19 protein-coding genes are annotated in these 16,007 nt (G+C 66.5%); 12 read left to right on the top strand and 7 right to left on the bottom strand.

What is annotated here, in order from left to right; all coding sequences use genetic code 11:
• The first annotated feature begins 64 nt into the window (after positions 1-64).
• The 9 genes from FHT19_RS14660 (at position 65) to FHT19_RS14620 (ending at position 6,260) form a co-directional block, all read left to right on the top strand.
• Positions 65-907: a pyruvate, water dikinase regulatory protein gene (locus tag FHT19_RS14660; protein ID WP_168555731.1), complete on the top strand. Its 843-nt coding sequence runs from the start codon at positions 65-67 to the stop codon at positions 905-907.
• The gene (locus FHT19_RS14655) at positions 904-1,488 is read left to right on the top strand and encodes a nucleoside triphosphate pyrophosphatase (RefSeq protein ID WP_169475701.1); all 585 of its coding nucleotides are present in this window, start codon (positions 904-906) and stop codon (positions 1,486-1,488) included. Before FHT19_RS14660 ends, FHT19_RS14655 begins: the two co-directional genes overlap by 4 nt.
• Complete coding sequence (locus FHT19_RS14650) at positions 1,485-2,360, top strand: shikimate dehydrogenase (RefSeq protein ID WP_169475700.1); 876 nt, start codon at positions 1,485-1,487, stop codon at positions 2,358-2,360. Before FHT19_RS14655 ends, FHT19_RS14650 begins: the two co-directional genes overlap by 4 nt.
• On the top strand, positions 2,357-2,974 hold the full coding sequence (gene coaE, locus FHT19_RS14645) for a dephospho-CoA kinase (RefSeq protein ID WP_169475699.1): 618 nt from the start codon (positions 2,357-2,359) through the stop codon (positions 2,972-2,974). Before FHT19_RS14650 ends, coaE begins: the two co-directional genes overlap by 4 nt.
• 47 nt (positions 2,975-3,021) lie before the next feature.
• Complete coding sequence (gene dnaQ, locus FHT19_RS14640; protein ID WP_168555735.1) at positions 3,022-3,738, top strand: DNA polymerase III subunit epsilon; 717 nt, start codon at positions 3,022-3,024, stop codon at positions 3,736-3,738.
• 82 nt (positions 3,739-3,820) lie between these two features.
• A complete protein-coding gene (gene raiA, locus FHT19_RS14635) occupies positions 3,821-4,402 on the top strand; it encodes a ribosome-associated translation inhibitor RaiA (RefSeq protein ID WP_169475698.1) in 582 nt (193 codons plus the stop codon).
• 166 nt (positions 4,403-4,568) lie between these two features.
• A complete protein-coding gene (locus FHT19_RS14630; protein ID WP_168555737.1) occupies positions 4,569-5,030 on the top strand; it encodes a PTS sugar transporter subunit IIA in 462 nt (153 codons plus the stop codon).
• Positions 5,031-5,041: 11 nt separating this feature from the next.
• Entirely contained in the window at positions 5,042-5,401 is a 360-nt protein-coding gene (locus tag FHT19_RS14625; protein ID WP_169475697.1) for a DUF1491 family protein, read from the top strand.
• A 193-nt stretch (positions 5,402-5,594) separates the two neighbouring features.
• On the top strand, positions 5,595-6,260 hold the full coding sequence (locus FHT19_RS14620) for a cell wall hydrolase (protein ID WP_169475696.1): 666 nt from the start codon (positions 5,595-5,597) through the stop codon (positions 6,258-6,260).
• A gap of 7 nt (positions 6,261-6,267) precedes the next feature.
• Here the strand turns inward: FHT19_RS14620 and FHT19_RS14615 are convergent, their stop codons facing one another.
• Positions 6,268-7,092 (bottom strand): DUF815 domain-containing protein, encoded by an 825-nt coding sequence (locus FHT19_RS14615; RefSeq protein WP_169475695.1) that lies wholly within the window; start codon positions 7,090-7,092, stop codon positions 6,268-6,270.
• A 106-nt stretch (positions 7,093-7,198) separates the two neighbouring features.
• Between FHT19_RS14615 and FHT19_RS14610 the strand changes: the two genes are divergently transcribed.
• Positions 7,199-8,122 carry an L-threonylcarbamoyladenylate synthase gene (locus FHT19_RS14610; protein ID WP_248290495.1) on the top strand — a complete coding sequence of 308 codons (924 nt, stop codon included), beginning with the start codon at positions 7,199-7,201 and terminating at the stop codon, positions 8,120-8,122.
• 15 nt (positions 8,123-8,137) lie between these two features.
• On the opposite strand, the gene FHT19_RS14605 is transcribed toward FHT19_RS14610, so the two are convergent.
• The 6 genes from FHT19_RS14605 to rpoZ form a co-directional block, all read right to left on the bottom strand.
• Entirely contained in the window at positions 8,138-8,338 is a 201-nt protein-coding gene (locus tag FHT19_RS14605) for a hypothetical protein (RefSeq protein WP_169475693.1), read from the bottom strand.
• 197 nt (positions 8,339-8,535) lie between these two features.
• Positions 8,536-9,060 carry a CarD family transcriptional regulator gene (locus FHT19_RS14600; RefSeq protein WP_022675317.1) on the bottom strand — a complete coding sequence of 175 codons (525 nt, stop codon included), beginning with the start codon at positions 9,058-9,060 and terminating at the stop codon, positions 8,536-8,538.
• A gap of 470 nt (positions 9,061-9,530) precedes the next feature.
• Complete coding sequence (fdxA, locus tag FHT19_RS14595; protein WP_168555743.1) at positions 9,531-9,869, bottom strand: ferredoxin FdxA; 339 nt, start codon at positions 9,867-9,869, stop codon at positions 9,531-9,533.
• A gap of 15 nt (positions 9,870-9,884) precedes the next feature.
• Positions 9,885-10,175 carry an RNA-binding S4 domain-containing protein gene (locus tag FHT19_RS14590; protein ID WP_168555744.1) on the bottom strand — a complete coding sequence of 97 codons (291 nt, stop codon included), beginning with the start codon at positions 10,173-10,175 and terminating at the stop codon, positions 9,885-9,887.
• Between the two features lie 29 nt (positions 10,176-10,204).
• Positions 10,205-12,826 carry a helicase-related protein gene (locus FHT19_RS14585; RefSeq protein WP_169475692.1) on the bottom strand — a complete coding sequence of 874 codons (2,622 nt, stop codon included), beginning with the start codon at positions 12,824-12,826 and terminating at the stop codon, positions 10,205-10,207.
• Positions 12,827-12,941: 115 nt separating this feature from the next.
• Positions 12,942-13,286, bottom strand: a complete 345-nt coding sequence (gene rpoZ / locus FHT19_RS14580) for a DNA-directed RNA polymerase subunit omega (RefSeq protein ID WP_168555746.1) — start codon at positions 13,284-13,286, stop codon at positions 12,942-12,944.
• A gap of 316 nt (positions 13,287-13,602) precedes the next feature.
• Between rpoZ and FHT19_RS14575 the strand changes: the two genes are divergently transcribed.
• Complete coding sequence (locus FHT19_RS14575; protein WP_248290481.1) at positions 13,603-14,271, top strand: PilZ domain-containing protein; 669 nt, start codon at positions 13,603-13,605, stop codon at positions 14,269-14,271.
• A 132-nt stretch (positions 14,272-14,403) separates the two neighbouring features.
• A complete protein-coding gene (locus tag FHT19_RS14570; RefSeq protein WP_169475691.1) occupies positions 14,404-16,002 on the top strand; it encodes an NAD(P)/FAD-dependent oxidoreductase in 1,599 nt (532 codons plus the stop codon).
• The last annotated feature ends 5 nt before the right edge of the window (positions 16,003-16,007 follow it).

The following is a 16,007-nucleotide window of genomic DNA, read 5'->3' as shown; positions in this document are numbered from 1 at the left end:
TTTCCACAGGGTTACCCCGGCGGCGCCAGAACAGGGCCTGCCGGCTTCTCGACAAAGGCTATCCATGCAGCGCCTGCACCTTCACCTGCTGTCGGACTCCACAGGTGAAACCCTTGAAATGATTGCAAAAGCGGCTCTCGCCCAGTTCGAGGACGCCGATGTAGTGCGTCATTTCTGGCCGATGGTCCGCTCGCAACAGCATCTAGACCGTATCCTGGGTGAAATTTCCGCCAACCCGGGACTAGTGCTTTTTACGCTGGTCAACACCGAAACGCGTGACCGGCTCGAGCAGCGCTGCGCCACGCTGGGGCTGCCTTGCGTGGCCGCGCTCGATGCCGTGACCAATGCGCTGGAACAGCAATTGGGCCAGGAAGCGCGTGGGCGGCCGGGCCGCCAGCACATGATGGACGAAGCCTATTTCCAGCGGGTGGACGCGATCCAGTTCACCATTGCCCACGACGATGGCGTGGGCTGGGAAAACTGGGAAGAGGCCGACATCCTGCTGGCCGGCGTTTCGCGCAGTTCCAAGACGCCCACGTCGATCTATCTCGCCAACCGTGGCTACAAGGTGGCGAATATCCCGATCGTGGTGGAAAGCCCGCCGCCGCCCACGCTCTACACCGTGCGACGGCCGTTGATCGTGGGGCTGACCACCAGCCCCGAACGGCTGATCGCGGTGCGCCGCAACCGGCTGCTCTCGCTCAACCAGGCGCCAGAGACCGCTTACGTCGATAGCGAGCATGTGGCGCGCGAAGTGCAATATGCCCGGCGGATGTTTGCCGACAACGGCTGGCCGGTCATTGACGTTTCGCGTCGATCCATCGAGGAGACGGCCGCAGCGGTGATCACGCTCTACAACGAGCGCAAGGTTGCCGGTGACGCCAATCCAGGAATGAAGGCCCTATGATCGTACTTGCTTCGCAAAGCGCCTCGCGCAAGGCCATGCTCGATGCGGCCGGCGTGCCCTATGAAGCGCGCGCTTCGGATGTGGACGAAGGCGAGATCAAGCGCGAGCTGATCGGCGTCCCGGGCTGCCAGGTGGCGCAGATCCTGGCCGAGGCCAAGGCCATGCCGGTTTCGGCAGCGCTGCCCGGCCGGCTGGTGCTGGGCGGGGATTCGCTGGTGGAGGTGTGCGGCCGTTCATTCGACAAGCCGCAGAGCCGGGCCCAGGCGGCCGAGCACCTGCGGTTCTTTTCGGGCCAGACGATGCTGCTGCACAGCGCTGCGGTGCTGCTGCGCGATGGCACAGCCAGCTGGCGCCATTGCGAGACGGCAAAGCTCAAGGTTCGCCGGCTTTCCGACAGCTTTATCGACAGCTATCTCGACAGGGAATGGCCCGCCGTTTCCGGCTGTGTGGGGGTGTTCCGGATCGAGGCGCTTGGCGTGCAACTGTTCGAAAGCATCGAGGGCAGCCACTTCACCGTGCTGGGCATGCCGCTGATCGCCCTGCTCGCCGCGCTGCGCGAGGCTGGGGAGCTGGCGTCGTGAGCAAGAGCGTGCCTTATGCCGAGGTGATCGGCGATCCTATCGCGCAGTCCAAGTCTCCCGTGATCCACCGCTATTGGCTGGAGCAACTGGGCCTGGCCGGTGATTACTGCCACGCGCACGTGACGGCCCAGGGCCTTGCCGATTACTTTGTCCAGCGCCGCGGCGATCCGGCCTGGCGCGGCTGCAACGTGACCATGCCGCACAAGCAGGCGGTCATCCCCTTGCTCGATCGGCTCGATCCGCTGGCTGCGCGCATCGGCGCGGTCAACACGATCGTGCCCGAAGCCGGCGCACTGGTGGGTTACAACACCGACGCCCCCGGTTTCATGGAGCCGTTGCAGCCGTGGCTGGACGATGCCCACCTGCTGCGCATGGCGCGCGTGATGGGCACGGGTGGCGCAGCGCGGGCGATCGTGGCCGCACTTTCGGACGCAGGCTTCATCGTGGTGCTGGCCGGGCGCGATCCGGCCAAGGCACAGGCCCTGCTCGATGAACTGGCGCGCGGCAACAACCACCATGCGGTGGATATCGCCCATTTCGCCGATCCCACCGATTTCGAATTCGACGATCGCCAGGGACTGTTCGATCTGGTGGTCAACGCGTCGCTGCTCGGCATGGCCGGCCAGCCGGCGCTGGCCTATGACTTGTCGCACACCCCGCCCGGCGCGGTGTTCTATGACATCGTCACCAGCCCGCTGGAAACCGATCTGCTGGCCCGTGCGCGCAGCGCGGGCTTTGCCACGGTGGATGGCCTCGCCATGCTGGTGGGCCAGGCCGACCATGCGTTTCGCCGCTTCTTTGGCGCATTGCCACCGCGCGGCACGGCCGATGCGGAACTGCGCCGCCGGTTGCTCACGCCCGTTCCGGCATGAGCCGTCCGCCCGTGCGTCCCTTCATCCTGGGCCTGACCGGTTCGATCGGCATGGGCAAGTCTGCCGTGGCGCAGATGCTGCGCGAAGAAGGCGTGCCGGTGTTCGATGCCGATGCGCAAGTGCACCGTCTGCAAGGGCCTGGCGGCGTGCTGCTGCCCGCGATCGAAGCGGCGTTTCCGGGCACCACCGGACCGGCTGGCGTGGATCGCGGCAAGCTGGGCGCGCTGGTCTTCGGTGATCCCGCAGCCCTCGCCCGGCTGGAGCGAATCGTCCACCCGGCGGTGGCCGCAGCACGCGAGTCGTTCCTGATCGAGCACGCCGGGCAGCCCCTGGTGGTATTCGATATTCCCTTGCTGTTTGAAAAGGGCCACCAGGCGGGGCTGGACGCAGTGGCGGTGGTGTCTGCCCCGGCCGAGGTGCAGCGCGCCCGCGTGCTGGCGCGGCCGGGCATGACCGCGGAAAAATTCGCGCAAATCCTGGCACTTCAGGTGCCCGACGCGGAAAAGCGGGCGCGTGCCGACCATGTCATCGACACGGGCCTGCCGATGGCCCAGACGCGCCGTTTGGTTAACGATCTGGTGCGGCTGCTTGGGGAAAAAAACCCCCGGGGTTGAACCCCGCGCCCCTTGCCAGCCCCCGCCGGCAGGTTCACATATCTTGCATGCGTGAGATCGTCTTCGATACCGAAACGACGGGACTCGATCCGCAGGGCGGTGACCGGCTGGTTGAACTCGGCTGTGTGGAAATGGTCAATCGGGTGCCCACCGGCGCCACGTACCACGCCTATTTCAACCCGGATCGTGATATGCCGGCGGAGGCCGAGGCCGTGCACGGCCTTTCGGCTGCGTTCCTGGCAGACAAGCCCCGTTTTGCCCAATGTGCCGCCGATTTCCTCGAATTCATCGGCGATGCGCCGCTGGTGGCGCACAACGCCGGGTTCGACTTCGGCTTCATCAACGCCGAACTGGCCGCCATCGGCCTGGACCCGGTCAGCCGCGATCGCATGGTCGATACCGTGGCGATCGCCCGGCGCAAGCATCCCGGTGCCAAGCTCAGCCTCGATGCGCTGTGCACGCGCTATGGCATCGATCGCAGCCACCGTACCAAGCACGGCGCGCTGCTCGATGCCGAGCTTCTGGCGCAACTCTATGTCGAATTGATGGGTGGCCGGCAGATCGGCCTGGAACTTGCGGCAGAGGCAAACGTCTCTTCCACAGGCACCGGGGCCGCTGCTGCCGTGGTGGCGGTGGCCCAGGCGGCCGTTGCAACAACCACCCGGATTTTCCGCGAGCCCAGGCCGCATGCGGCCAGCGAAGCGGAATTGGCCCGCCATGCGCAATTCATGGCGGGTATCAGCAACCCGCTCTGGTCGCGCTAGGGCCTGGCTTGCGCTAGCCCGCTTGGCCGGGCCGGCAACCAGGCCCTGCGACCGGATCGGGCCCAAGAAGGAGAGAAGACCCATGGACATTCGCGTTTCGGGACACCAGGTCGATACCGGTGCCGCCTTTGAAGCCCACGCGGCCGATCGGCTTTCCGGCATTGTCGACAAGTACTTCTCCCGCGCGCTTTCCTCGCAGGTCACACTGGGCAAGGCGCCGCACGGAGGATTCCGTTGCGACATCATTACCCATGTGGCGCAAGGGTTGATCCTCAAGGGCAGCGGCGTCGCGCAGGATGCGCACCAGGCGCTGGACCAGTCGGCTGAAAAGATTGACAAGCAGCTGCGCCGCTACAAGCGCCGGATCAAGAACCACTCCGAAGGCTCCGACTTTGCCCGCCGCAGCGAGGAAGCCGCCTATACCGTATTCGTGGTGGAAGAACCCACCGAGGAACATGATGACGCCGAAAGCGCCGATGCGCCCCTGGTGATCGCCGAAACCCGCGTGGACGTGCCCACGGCCACGGTGTCCGATGCGGTGATCATGCTCGATCTGCGCAATACCAATGCCTTGCTGTTCAAGAACGCGGGCACGGGCGTGCACAATATGGTCTATCGCCGCGGCGATGGTTCGATCGGTTGGGTCGAACCGGCCGGCACCTGATATTTTCGGGTTTGCCCGCAAGCTCTACCGGGGCTTGCGGGCCTTGCCGGCAATACCGGCGCATTTCACCCATGATACGATTCGGCGCTTGCATGGGGATCGAATAGAGCGCATGGCGCCGCCAACTTGACTGTGCCTTCACACAGGCTGTGGCGTTTTCCGTTTCATGACCGCACTTTTTTCCATTGATCCTCAAGCTGTCCGCGTGATCCGTGCCGAATCCAAGGCGCAGATTCTGGACACGCTGGCCGATTGCTTTGCCGCGGTGTACCACCTCGATCGCGCGCATGTGCAAGAGCGTATCGAGGAGCGCGAAAACCTGGGCAGCACCGGTTTCGGCCGCGGGGTGGCCATTCCCCATGCGCGGCTTGATGGGCTTGCCCGCCCGGTGGCGGCGTTCCTGCGATTGCAGGAACCGGTCGATTTTGATTCCGCCGACGGCATGCCCGTCGATTGCGTGTTCGGCCTGCTTTCGCCTGAACAGGCCGGTGCCGTGCATCTTCAGGCGCTGGCCGCAATCAGCCGCCTGATGCGCGACGATCGCATGCACCAGCGCCTGAACAGCGCGCCCGATGCCGATGCGCTCTATGCCGTGCTGGTCAACGTGATCGATCGCGACGCGGCCTGAGGCCGGCGGATGTGACGGAGCAGGCCCGCCTTCCCGCCAGGATCGAGGTTTCCGGCTGGATTCGCGCTGCCGAGGCAGCTGGCGGCTTTGCCATGGTGCTGCACAAGGGTGATCCCGACGCGGGCACCATCGCCTTGGTGACATTGGATAATACCACTACGCAGGGCGGCCTGGCGACCCTGTGGGAGCGCCTGCCACAGCCCGATGGAAGCCGTACGTGGACCGCCACCAAGGCGCAAGACCCCGAAAGTAAACAAGATTTTAACGACTATATAGGGCGCAGAACCGCGTCTGATCCCGATTTGTGGCTGCTTGAACTGACCATCGCAGACGCACAACAGTTCATCGGGAACTTTGCCGGCCAAGGTTGACTTGGGTCCCTGCGCGGATAGACCACGGCCATCGATTTGCGCAGGCGGCGCCGCTTGGCATGGGGTCTTATGGCGCTGGCACGCAGACGGGGGTTTTCCGTTGTGGCCCATGGGGCAGCGCAACCGGCGTAATCGCCGGAAAAGCGCTGCTGCGCGCCACAAGCGGTCGATCACCGCCCAATGCAGATGGCCGATGACAGATCCTTTCCGCGTTGCCCGCCAGGCCCTTTCCGGCCTGCTCGCTTTGGCAGCGCTGCTTGGCGCCCCAGCAGCCCAGGCCCAGGATTCTGACCATGCCCCTGCCGCCCACCGCGAACTTCAGGTCGTGGTGGCAGAAGGCCCCGCCAACGGGGCCATCACGCTTCCCACCACCGGCCCAGCCACCACCACGCTGCCACCCGCGCGTGGCATGCTGGCCCTGGCCCCGGCACCCTCTGCCGCCAACGCCGCAACGCTGGCTGACCTGGTCGAAGCCACGCCGATGCCGGCCCAGCTTTCTTCCGAGCTGGAATGCCTGGCCGGCGCCGTCTATTTCGAATCCAAGAGCGAAAGCCTGGCGGGCCAACTCGCCGTGGCCCGCGTGATCGTGGCGCGCAGCCAGTCGGGCCGCTATCCGGCTTCGTATTGCGGGGTGGTCTACCAGCCTTCGCAGTTTTCGTTCGTGCGCGGCCATGCCATGCCCGCGATCAACCGCACCAGCCGCTTCTGGGCCAATGCCGTGCGCATCGCGGTGATTGCCGATCAGGGCGCCTGGAAAAGCCCGGTGGAAGGCGCGCTGTTCTTCCACGCCGCGCGCGTCTCGCCGGCCTGGGGCAAGACCCGCCTGGCAGCCATCGGCGGGCACATCTTCTACCGCTGATCTTTTCTTAAAGCGCCTTGCCGACGCGGCCGGCCACTTCGTTGACATATTGCCACGCCACGCGGCCGGAACGGCTGCCGCGCCGCTTGGACCATTCCAGCGCATCGGCCGGTTCGAACGGCAGGCCAAGGTCTGCGCAATAGCCGCCGATGATCGCCAGGTAATCGTCCTGCGTACAGGCGTGGAAACCCAGCGACAGGCCAAAGCGATCGGCAAGGGCCAGGCGATCGTCCACTGCGTCGCGCGGGTTGATCGGATCGTCCTGCTCGCTCATGTGGCGTTCCACAATCGCGCGCCGGTTCGATGTAACGGCCAGGCGCACGTTGGCCGGGCGTGCTTCCACCCCCCCTTCCAGCCACGAACGCAGCAGGCGGGCGCCTTCGGCGTCACCGGCGTCAAAGCCCAGGTCATCCAGGAACACCAGGAATCGGCGATCCACTTTGCGCAATTGCCCGAACAGCAGCGGCAGGCTGGCATCGGGCATGGCCTGGACCAGGGCGATCGACCCGGGACGGGCGGCATCGGCGGCGTTCACCGCCGCGCGCAACACGGCCGATTTGCCCATGCCGCGCGATCCCCACAGCAGCATGTCATGCGCTGCCGCGCCGCTCGCCAGGCGTGCCACATTGGCGACGACGGCGGCCTTTTGCGCATCGATCCCGCGCATCAGGTCCAGCGCGGGCGCTTCCAGCCTGGCCACGACCCGCGCGGTTTCGCCCAGCCACACATAGGCCGGGTGCGCCAGCCAATCCACCGGGGGCGGTGGCGGCGGGGCAAGGCGTTCCAATGCCTGGGCAATGCGGTCAAGCAGGGGAATGGTCTGGTCGGTCATCACGGGCAACTTTGCTGACAGGGATGCTTTGCAAATACGCGCTGCCGCGATAGCGACGGCAGGCATGACGTCCAACCCCTTTTCCGAACCCGTGTTGCCGCCCGACATGCTTGCCGCCGATGCCGCTGGCGTGGCCGCTGCGGTTGCGGTGCTTGCGCGTGGCGGCACCGTGGCGGTGCCCACCGAGACTGTTTATGGCCTGGCCGCGCGGGCAGACCGCGACGCCGCGGTGGCGGGCATCTATCGCGCCAAGGGACGTCCCGATTTCAACCCGTTGATCGTGCACGTGCCCGATGTGGCCGCTGCCGCCCGCCTGGCCGTGCTGGATGAACGGGCCCTGGCCCTGGCTGATGCATTCTGGCCGGGCGCCCTCACCCTGGTGGTGCCGCGCCGCGCCGATTGCGGCTTGGCTGCCGCGGTCAGCGCGGGGCTGCCCACGGTGGCCTTGCGCTGCCCGGCCCATCCAGTGATGCAGGCGGTACTGCGCCAGTCTGGCCTGGCGCTGGCCGCACCCTCTGCCAACCGTAGCGGCGCGATCAGCCCGACCACGGCGGCCCACGTCGCCGCCTCGCTGGGCCGCCGGGTGGACCTGGTGCTGGATGGGGGGGAAACGCGCCAGGGCATCGAATCCACGATCGTTGGCCTGCGGGCCGAAGGTGGCTGGGCCCTGCTGCGCCCTGGCCCGATCACCGGCGAACAGATCGCGGCCGTGCTCGGCGAAGCGGCCGAGCAAGGGGCGGCGCGCGGCATCGAGGCGCCGGGCCAATTGGCAAGCCACTATGCGCCGGGCAAGCCGGTACGTCTGCAAGCGCAGAGCGCGCAAGCCGATGAATTCCTCATCGGTTTCGGGTCCGTCATCGGTGACGTCACGCTTTCCGCCGAGGCAGACCTGGCCGAGGCCGCGGCGCGGCTCTATGCCTGCCTGCACGCGGGCGCGGCCGCACCGCAGCCGCGCATTGCCGTGGCACCCGTCCCCGATGTGGGCATTGGCGCAGCGATCAACGATCGGCTTCGCCGCGCGGCGGCATAGGCGCCCGCCACCGGCTCAATGGCTGTTGAGATCGTCCACCACGGCCTGGGCGGCGGTGGCGCGCGAGCAGGCGCGGCGGTTGCCCTTGCGGCAGGCGGCCTGTTCGTTGGCAAGGCGTGCCTGGGCCTTGGCCAGGGCTTGCGCATGCTGCTGGGCCCGCATGGCCTGGGCAGCCGGATCGGGCCGGGTGGGATCGCGCGGGGGCTGGTTCTGCATGGCGCAGCCGGCCATCAAGATCGCCGGGATCGCCAGAAAAATCGCTTTGCGTGTCATATGCCCGCCCGTCATTCTCGTGCCTTTCTCTTGGCCGGCCCCAAGCGATCCGCATTGGCCCTGCCCGCCGCGAAACGAAAAAGGCCGCCGGTGGTTCCGGCGGCCCGTTTCACGTGAAACATCTGAAGGATAAATGCCGATCAGACGGTTTCGTAGTACTTGGGTGCGTGCTCGTTGAGGATCGCCAGGATCTTCTTGAGCGCGGCCGGCTCGTCGGTCTTTTCCATCGCGGCCAGTTCGCGCGCCAGGCGCGACGACGCGGCTTCGAAGATCTGCCGTTCGGAATAGCTCTGCTCGGGCTGGTCGTCGGCGCGGAACAGGTCGCGCGTCACTTCCGCGATCGAGACGAGATCGCCCGAATTGATCTTGGCTTCATATTCCTGGGCGCGGCGCGACCACATGGTGCGCTTCACCTTGGGCTTGCCCTTGAGCGTGTCGAGCGCTTCGCGCAGCGTCTTGTCCGAAGACAGCTTGCGCATGCCGATCGCTTCGACCTTGTTGACCGGAACGCGGAGCGTCATGCGCTCCTTTTCAAAGCGGAGCACATAGAGCTCCAGCTTCATGCCCGCGATTTCTTCCTGCTGAAGCTCGACCACGCGGCCGACACCATGCTTCGGGTAAACGACGTAATCCCCAACATCGAAGGCAAGAGCCTTGGCTGCCATTTCTTATCCTTTCGACGCCGGCAGACGGGACGGCGGGGGCGGGATGCCCGGCTAGGGAAAAACCATGACGGCGAACCGATATGCCAGCGCCACCCCGCCCTGCCCGGTTTGATGATCCGGCTGCGGGGCTGGTCCCGTGGAGTGCGAACTGGCAAAGAACCGTATGAAGCCCGGCCGGGGCCCTGCGATCGACGAGGCGATCCGATAGCGCGATCCGTCAGCGTTTTCCGTTTGCCGCCTGTTTCTGCCTTCTCGTAACAAAAAGGGCGCCTGGCAAACAATTTGCCCGGCGCTTGATGGCCATATAGCAGCTTTGTGGCAAAATTACCAGACCCGAGCGCGCAAAAGGCGCGCGCGGATCGGTCGCACCCGGCAAAACCTGCCGGGGCAGCCCTGGTTTTTGGGCCGCCACGGGCCGGATCGGGCCCGTGTGCGGTGGAACGGGGCCCCGATTCCGGCGCCCCGGCGAATCAGTCGCCTTCGCCCGGTTCCGGCGAGAACTGGTTCTCGAACTTGTTGTCCACGCCCTTCCAGGCGTCGGCATCGGCCGGCGCGTCCTTCTTCGTGGTGATGTTCGGCCATTCGGCGGAATACTTGGCATTCAGCTCAAGCCACTGCTCAAGGCCGCTTTCGGTATCGGGCAGAATCGCTTCAGCCGGGCATTCGGGTTCGCACACCCCGCAGTCGATGCACTCGCTGGGGTTGATCACCAGCATGTTGTCGCCTTCATAGAAGCAGTCGACGGGGCACACTTCCACGCAGTCCATGTACTTGCAGCGGATGCAGGCATCGGTGACGACGTAAGTCATGCTGTTGGTATTTCCTCAAGGCTCGATTTGGGGCCGTGCTAGAGGCGTCTGGGGCGCCGCGTCAAGCACCCGATAGCATCCTTGTGCTTCCAGCGCCGGCCCGCGCCGTCCCGGCAGGCTCACGATCTCGATCACGCGCACGGCATTGCGCAGCGGCAGCACCAGCACGTCGCCCACTTTAACCCCGGCGCTGCAGCGTTCCACCCGCCGTCCGTTCAAGCGGATATGGCCTTCCTCCACCCAGCCCTGGGCCAGGCTGCGGCTGCCGGCAAAGCGCAGGAACCAAAGCAACTTGTCGATCCGCATCCGTGCTCCCTTGGTGTGATCGGTTCCCTTTATCGCAACAGTGTGGCCAGCGCGGCAAAGGCGCCGGTGGCGGGCGCGGCCACGGGCGTGCCCGCGCCGCCCTTGCCCCTTGGGGCTGTCTTGGTGCCGGCGCCGCGTGCGCTGGCTTGGGCTGGTGCGCGTGGCGGCCGCCATTCCCACAGCGGCGGTGCGGGCGGCCCGGCCTGGCCTTCGTCCAAGGCGCGGGGCACCTGGGCGCGGAAGCCGGCCTGGCGCAGCAGCGCGGCATAGGCCGCCGTGGTCAGGCCCATCGAGCGGGCCAGCGCCGGGTCGAGCACGAAGCGGCGGCCGCTGGTGGCCTGGCGCGTGCCATGCGCGGCATGCACCAGGCGCTCTGCCAGATCGACGCGCAGTGCCTGCGGCCCGGCCCGGCGATAGCCCAGTGGCACGGTCTGGACGGGCAAGACCGGGGCCAGGCCCGCCGGTGGCGGTACTGCCGCCAGGCCCCAGACCCGCGCGAGGGCGCACCAGGCCGCAAGCGGCGCAGTGCGCAACGCTGCCGGCACGAAGACATCGAGCGCGCCGACCTGGATCCCGAGCTTGCGCGCCATCGTCCGCTGCGCCGGGGTCAGGTCTTCCAGCCGGGCTGATTCGCGCGGGATCGTTCCCCCCGCTTCGACCAGGTGGAGCGCCAGCGCGCGCAGCGCCGCACCGGCGTCGGGATCGCGCGTGGCATCGGCGAGGCGGCGCAGCGGGCGCAGCGCCGACGCCATGCTCTGCAAGAGCCACGCATTGAGCGCGGCCTGCACTCGCTCGCGCTCGGCTGGGGGCAGGCGGTCGAGCGCGGGATCGAGCATGAGGCGCGGTTCGAGCAAGCTGCGACCCTTGGCCAACCGCGCCACCGGCATATCGCGCCAGTGGACCTGGCCATCATGCAGCACGAGATCGCGCCCGGCGCGGGCGTCGTCGGCCAGTTCTGCCAGGCGCGCCGCGAGCAGGCCCGGCAGGTGGCGCTCCGCCGCCGCGAGCAGCAACTTGCGATCGGCCGCGCGCGCCAGGGGATCGACCACGAAGCGAAAGCCTTCAAGATGGCCGATCGGTTCGTCATCGACCAGCACGGCGCCGTTTTCGCCCAGGCGCACGGGCAGCAGCGAGGCATCGGCCCCGGCCTTGCGCATCAGCACGGTGGTGCGGCGGTTGACGAAGCGTTCGGTCAGCCGCCCGTGCAGCGCATCGGACAGGCGCGTTTCCACGGCGCGCGCGCGGGCGGCCATCTCGTCGCGCGCCAAGACCCAATCGGGCCGCTGCGCAATGTAGGACCAGCTGCGAATCGCCGAAATGCGCCCTTGCAGCGTGTCGATATCGCCCGATGGATTGTCGAGCTGGGCAATGGCCTGGGCCACGTAATCGGCGCCGAGATAGCCGCCGCGCAGATCCTGCCACAGCCGCGCCACGAAGCGGGCGTGGGTTTCGGCGCCTTGCTGGCGAAAATCGGGCAGCGAGCAGACGTGCCAGAACCGCTCCACGCTGCGCGATCCCCGCACCGTCCCGGCCACGTCCGGCTCCTCCGCCAGGCGGCGCAACACGGCCAGGTCGATCGCCTCGGGTGGCGTGGCCAGTTCGGGCCGGGGCGGCGGGCTTTCCAGATCGGCGATCAGCGTGGCGAGCGTATCGAAGCGCGGCTCCGCCTCGCGCCAGAACAGCCGGGTCAGCGGGGGAAAGCGATGCTCTTCGATGGCATAGACTTCCTCGTCGGTGAATTCCGGGTCGCGCCCGCCCGTTCCCGCCCCACTCATTCCGGCAAGCGTGCCGAACGTGCCGTCCTTGTGGTGCCGCCCAGCGCGCCCGGCGATCTGGGCCATTTCCGCCGTGGTCAGCCGGCGGTGGCGGTGCCCGTCGTATTTTGACAGGCCGGCAAAGGCGACATGCTCCACATCGAGGTTGAGCCCCATGCCCACGGCATCGGTGGCCACCAGGTAATCGACCTCGCCCGACTGGTACATCGCCACCTGGGCGTTGCGCGTCTGCGGGCTGAGCGCGCCCATCACCACCGCCGCGCCGCCGCGAAAGCGTCGCAGCATCTCGGCCATGACATAGACCTGCTCGGCCGAAAACGCGACGATCGCGCTGCGCGGAGGAATGCGGCTGAGCTTTTTCGCGCCGACATGGCTGAGCGTGGAAAAGCGCGGGCGGGTTACCACTTCGGCCTGCGGCACCAGCGCCTTGACCATGGGTTCGAGCGTCGCCGAACCCAGCAGCATCGTCTCTTCGCGGCCGCGCGCGTGCAGCAGGCGATCGGTGAAGATGTGGCCGCGCTCGGGATCGGCGGAAAGCTGCGCTTCGTCGAGCGCGACGAAGGCCAGGTCGGGCCGCGCCGGCATGGCCTCGGCCGTGCACAGCAGCCAGCGCGCGTCCTTGGGCTCGATTCGCTCCTCGCCGGTGATCAGGGCAACCTGGGCCGGCCCCTTGATCGCGCAGACGCGGTCATAGACCTCGCGCGCCAGCAGCCGCAGCGGAAAGCCGATCGCGCCGGATGAGTGAGCGCAGAGGCGCTCGATCGCCAAGTGCGTCTTGCCGGTGTTGGTGGGGCCAAGCACGGCCTTGACGCTGCCGCTGGAAGGGCGATTCGCCGACGAGGTCACTCGCGGAGAGGCGGGCACGCGGTTGGCCATATCGCCAAATGTGGCGGCGGCATCCCGCCCACGCAAGAAGGCGCGGAGGATTTATCCCCCGCGCCCTTGGTTCCTGTGTTGAAAACCGGACGGAACGCCCGGCATTCAAAGCCGGTCAGGCGTCGTAGTCTGCACCCAGCGAGGTGTTGCGCACCGGCGCTGCGGCCGTGATGCGCAGGGCTTCGGCCGACTGTGAAAGCGAGCCGATTTCATCGACTTCATCATCGTCATCGGGCAGCACGCGCTGCAGCGACTGGATGAGGTTTTCCTTGAGGATAGTGGGTCGCACGGTTTCTTCGGCGATCTCACGCAGGGCCACGACCGGGTTCTTGTCGCGGTCGCGATCGACGGTGAGTTCGGCACCGCCCGAAATCGCGCGGGCGCGCTCAGCGGCCAGCAGGACCAGATCGAAACGGTTGGGAACCTTGTCGACGCAATCTTCGACGGTAACGCGCGCCATGGGCACTCCGAAAAATAGGAATGAGCGGGAAGAGCGTGCAGCTAGGTAGCCGTGGCCGAAAAGTCAAGGAAATTGGCATCCAGCCCGCCCGGTGCCCCCGGCACGGCGCCCGTCCCGTGGCACGCGCTCGGCGCAAACCGCGAATCGTCATGTCCAAGTGGTGCAATCGCTGCGATGACAAAAGAGTTGTTTGATTTTTGTCGGAACTGCGCAAACAAAGGTAACGTAAAGGCAAGACTTGATAGATAGGTTCGACAATACCGGGATCGTGTGCACCCGGCCAAAAGGGGAACCGCACGCATTGGAGACCAGGGCCGTGGCCCAGCGCAACGATCTGCCCGATCCACCCGGGCATGACATCGCCGCCCCTTCCACCGGTGCCGAGATGCGCGCCGCGCCCCGCTTCACCCTGCTGATCCGTGCCGCCAAGCTGATCGTCGATGGCCGCGAATTTCTGTGCATCCTGCGCGATGCTTCGGCCACCGGCGTCAAGATCCGGCTGTTCACGCCGATTCCCGATCACCAGACCCTGGCGATCGAGCTTGGCAACGGCGATCGCCACGACGCGCGCCTGGTGTGGACCACGGGCGATCATGCCGGCCTGCAATTCCTTGAAGAAGTCGACGTCCAGCGCCTGATCGACGAGCACGACGGCCCCTACCCGCGCCGCCAGGTGCGCCTGCGCTTGGTGCTCGATGCGGTGCTGCATTCGGGCGGGGAAAGCGTGCACGTGCAGTTCCACGATATTTCGCAGCAGGGCGCCTGCATCGAATGCGAAAAGTGGCTGATGGTGCACGAACTGGTGCGGCTGGATACCGGCGTGATGCAACCGATCTATGCCAAGGTGCGCTGGCGCAACCACCCGCGCTATGGCCTGGTGTTCGAACAGACGTTCAAGCTGGACGAACTGGCCCGCATTTCCGCTCCGCTGCAATTGAGCCAGGCTTTGGCCGAAGCGGCGCGGCGCAAGGGCCGGCCCGGTTGAGCGCGCGCGCGGGTCTGCCACCCCGCGCCAAATCCGGATGCACCCGGCAAGGACTGCTTAACGTTAACCGTCCTTTATCCATTTTCCGGCATCCCGCTTTCATCAGCGAAACCGCTTGGACGGGGGCATGGGATGGTTAACGGTTTGAGCACGGCTGCCGGGGATGGCCGTCAATATGATGTTGATGTGGCGATCATCGGGGCTGGGCCTGCGGGCCTGACGGCGGGCTATCTCCTCACCAAGCAGGGCCTGTCGGTGGCGATCATCGAAAAGGACACGCGTTACGTCGGCGGGATCAGTCGCACGGTCGAACACGATGGCTATCGCTTCGACATCGGCGGGCATCGCTTCTTTTCCAAGTCGCAGGCCGTGGTGGACCTGTGGAACGAGATCCTGCCCGACGATTTCATCCAGCGCCCGCGGATGAGCCGCATCTATTACGAGGGCAAGTTCTATTCCTATCCGCTGCGGGCGTTCGAGGCACTGTTCAACCTGGGGGTGATTCGCTCCACGCTGTGCATGGCCAGCTATGTGAAGGCCAAGGCCTTCCCCAAGAAGACCGTGCGCAGTTTCGAGGACTGGACGACCAACCAGTTCGGGCAGAAACTCTATTCGATCTTCTTCAAGACCTATACCGAGAAGGTCTGGGGCATGCCCTGCAACGAGATGAGCGCCGACTGGGCCGCGCAGCGCATCAAGGGGCTTTCGCTCGGCGCCGCCGTGCTCGACGGGTTCAAGCGCAGTCTGGGCCTCAACAAGAAGCCCAACGACGGCATGGCGACCAAGACGCTGCTGGAAACCTTCCGCTATCCGCGCCTCGGGCCGGGCATGATGTGGGAAGCCGCGCGCGACAAGATTCTGGCCAAGGGCGGCCACATCCTGATGGGCCACGCGATGAAGCAGCTCGCGGCCGATGGCCAGGGCGGCTGGCGCCTGGCGGCGACGCGCGCCGATGGCGGCGAGACGACGATCCGCGCGCGCCACGCCATTTCCTCGGCCCCGATGCGCGAGCTGGCCGCGCGGATGCACCCGCTGCCGCAGACCACGATCGAGGCCAACGACCTGAAGTACCGCGATTTCCTTACCGTGGCGCTCAAGATCCGGTCGGAAGACCTGTTTCCCGACAACTGGATCTACATCCACGACAGCAAGGTGAAAGTCGGCCGCATCCAGAACTTCCGCTCGTGGTCGCCCGAAATGGTGCCGGACGACAGCGTGGCCTGCGTGGGCCTGGAATACTTCTGCTTCGAAGGCGACGACCTGTGGGCATCGAGCGACGATGACCTGGTGGCGCTGGCCACGCGCGAGATGGAAATCCTGGGCCTGGTGCGCCCCGACCAGGTGATCGGCGGCGTGGTGGTGCGCCAGGAAAAGGCCTACCCGGTCTATGACGATACCTATGCCGCCAACGTCGCGGCCATGCGCACCGAACTGGAAGCGGCCTATCCCAGCCTGCACCTGGTGGGCCGCAACGGCATGCACCGCTACAACAACCAGGACCACGCGATGATGACGGCGATGCTGACGGTGGAAAACATCGTGGCCGAACGCCGCGTCTATGACACCTGGTGCGTCAACGAAGACGCCGAATATCACGAGGCGGGTGCCGAGGGCGACGAAAGCGGGTTGCCGGCGACGCGCCCGGTGACGCCCGACCAGGCCGCTGCCCTGGCATCGGTGCGCGCGGTTCCGGCCCGGATCGATCCGGCTGCCGATCGGCGCGCGGCCTGAATTCT

The organism is Novosphingobium sp. SG919 (genome assembly GCF_012932495.1).
Lineage (GTDB): Bacteria > Pseudomonadota > Alphaproteobacteria > Sphingomonadales > Sphingomonadaceae > Novosphingobium > Novosphingobium rhizosphaerae.
Note: the sequence above shows the minus strand (reverse complement) of the source record. Positions and strands in the feature narration are given on the sequence as shown.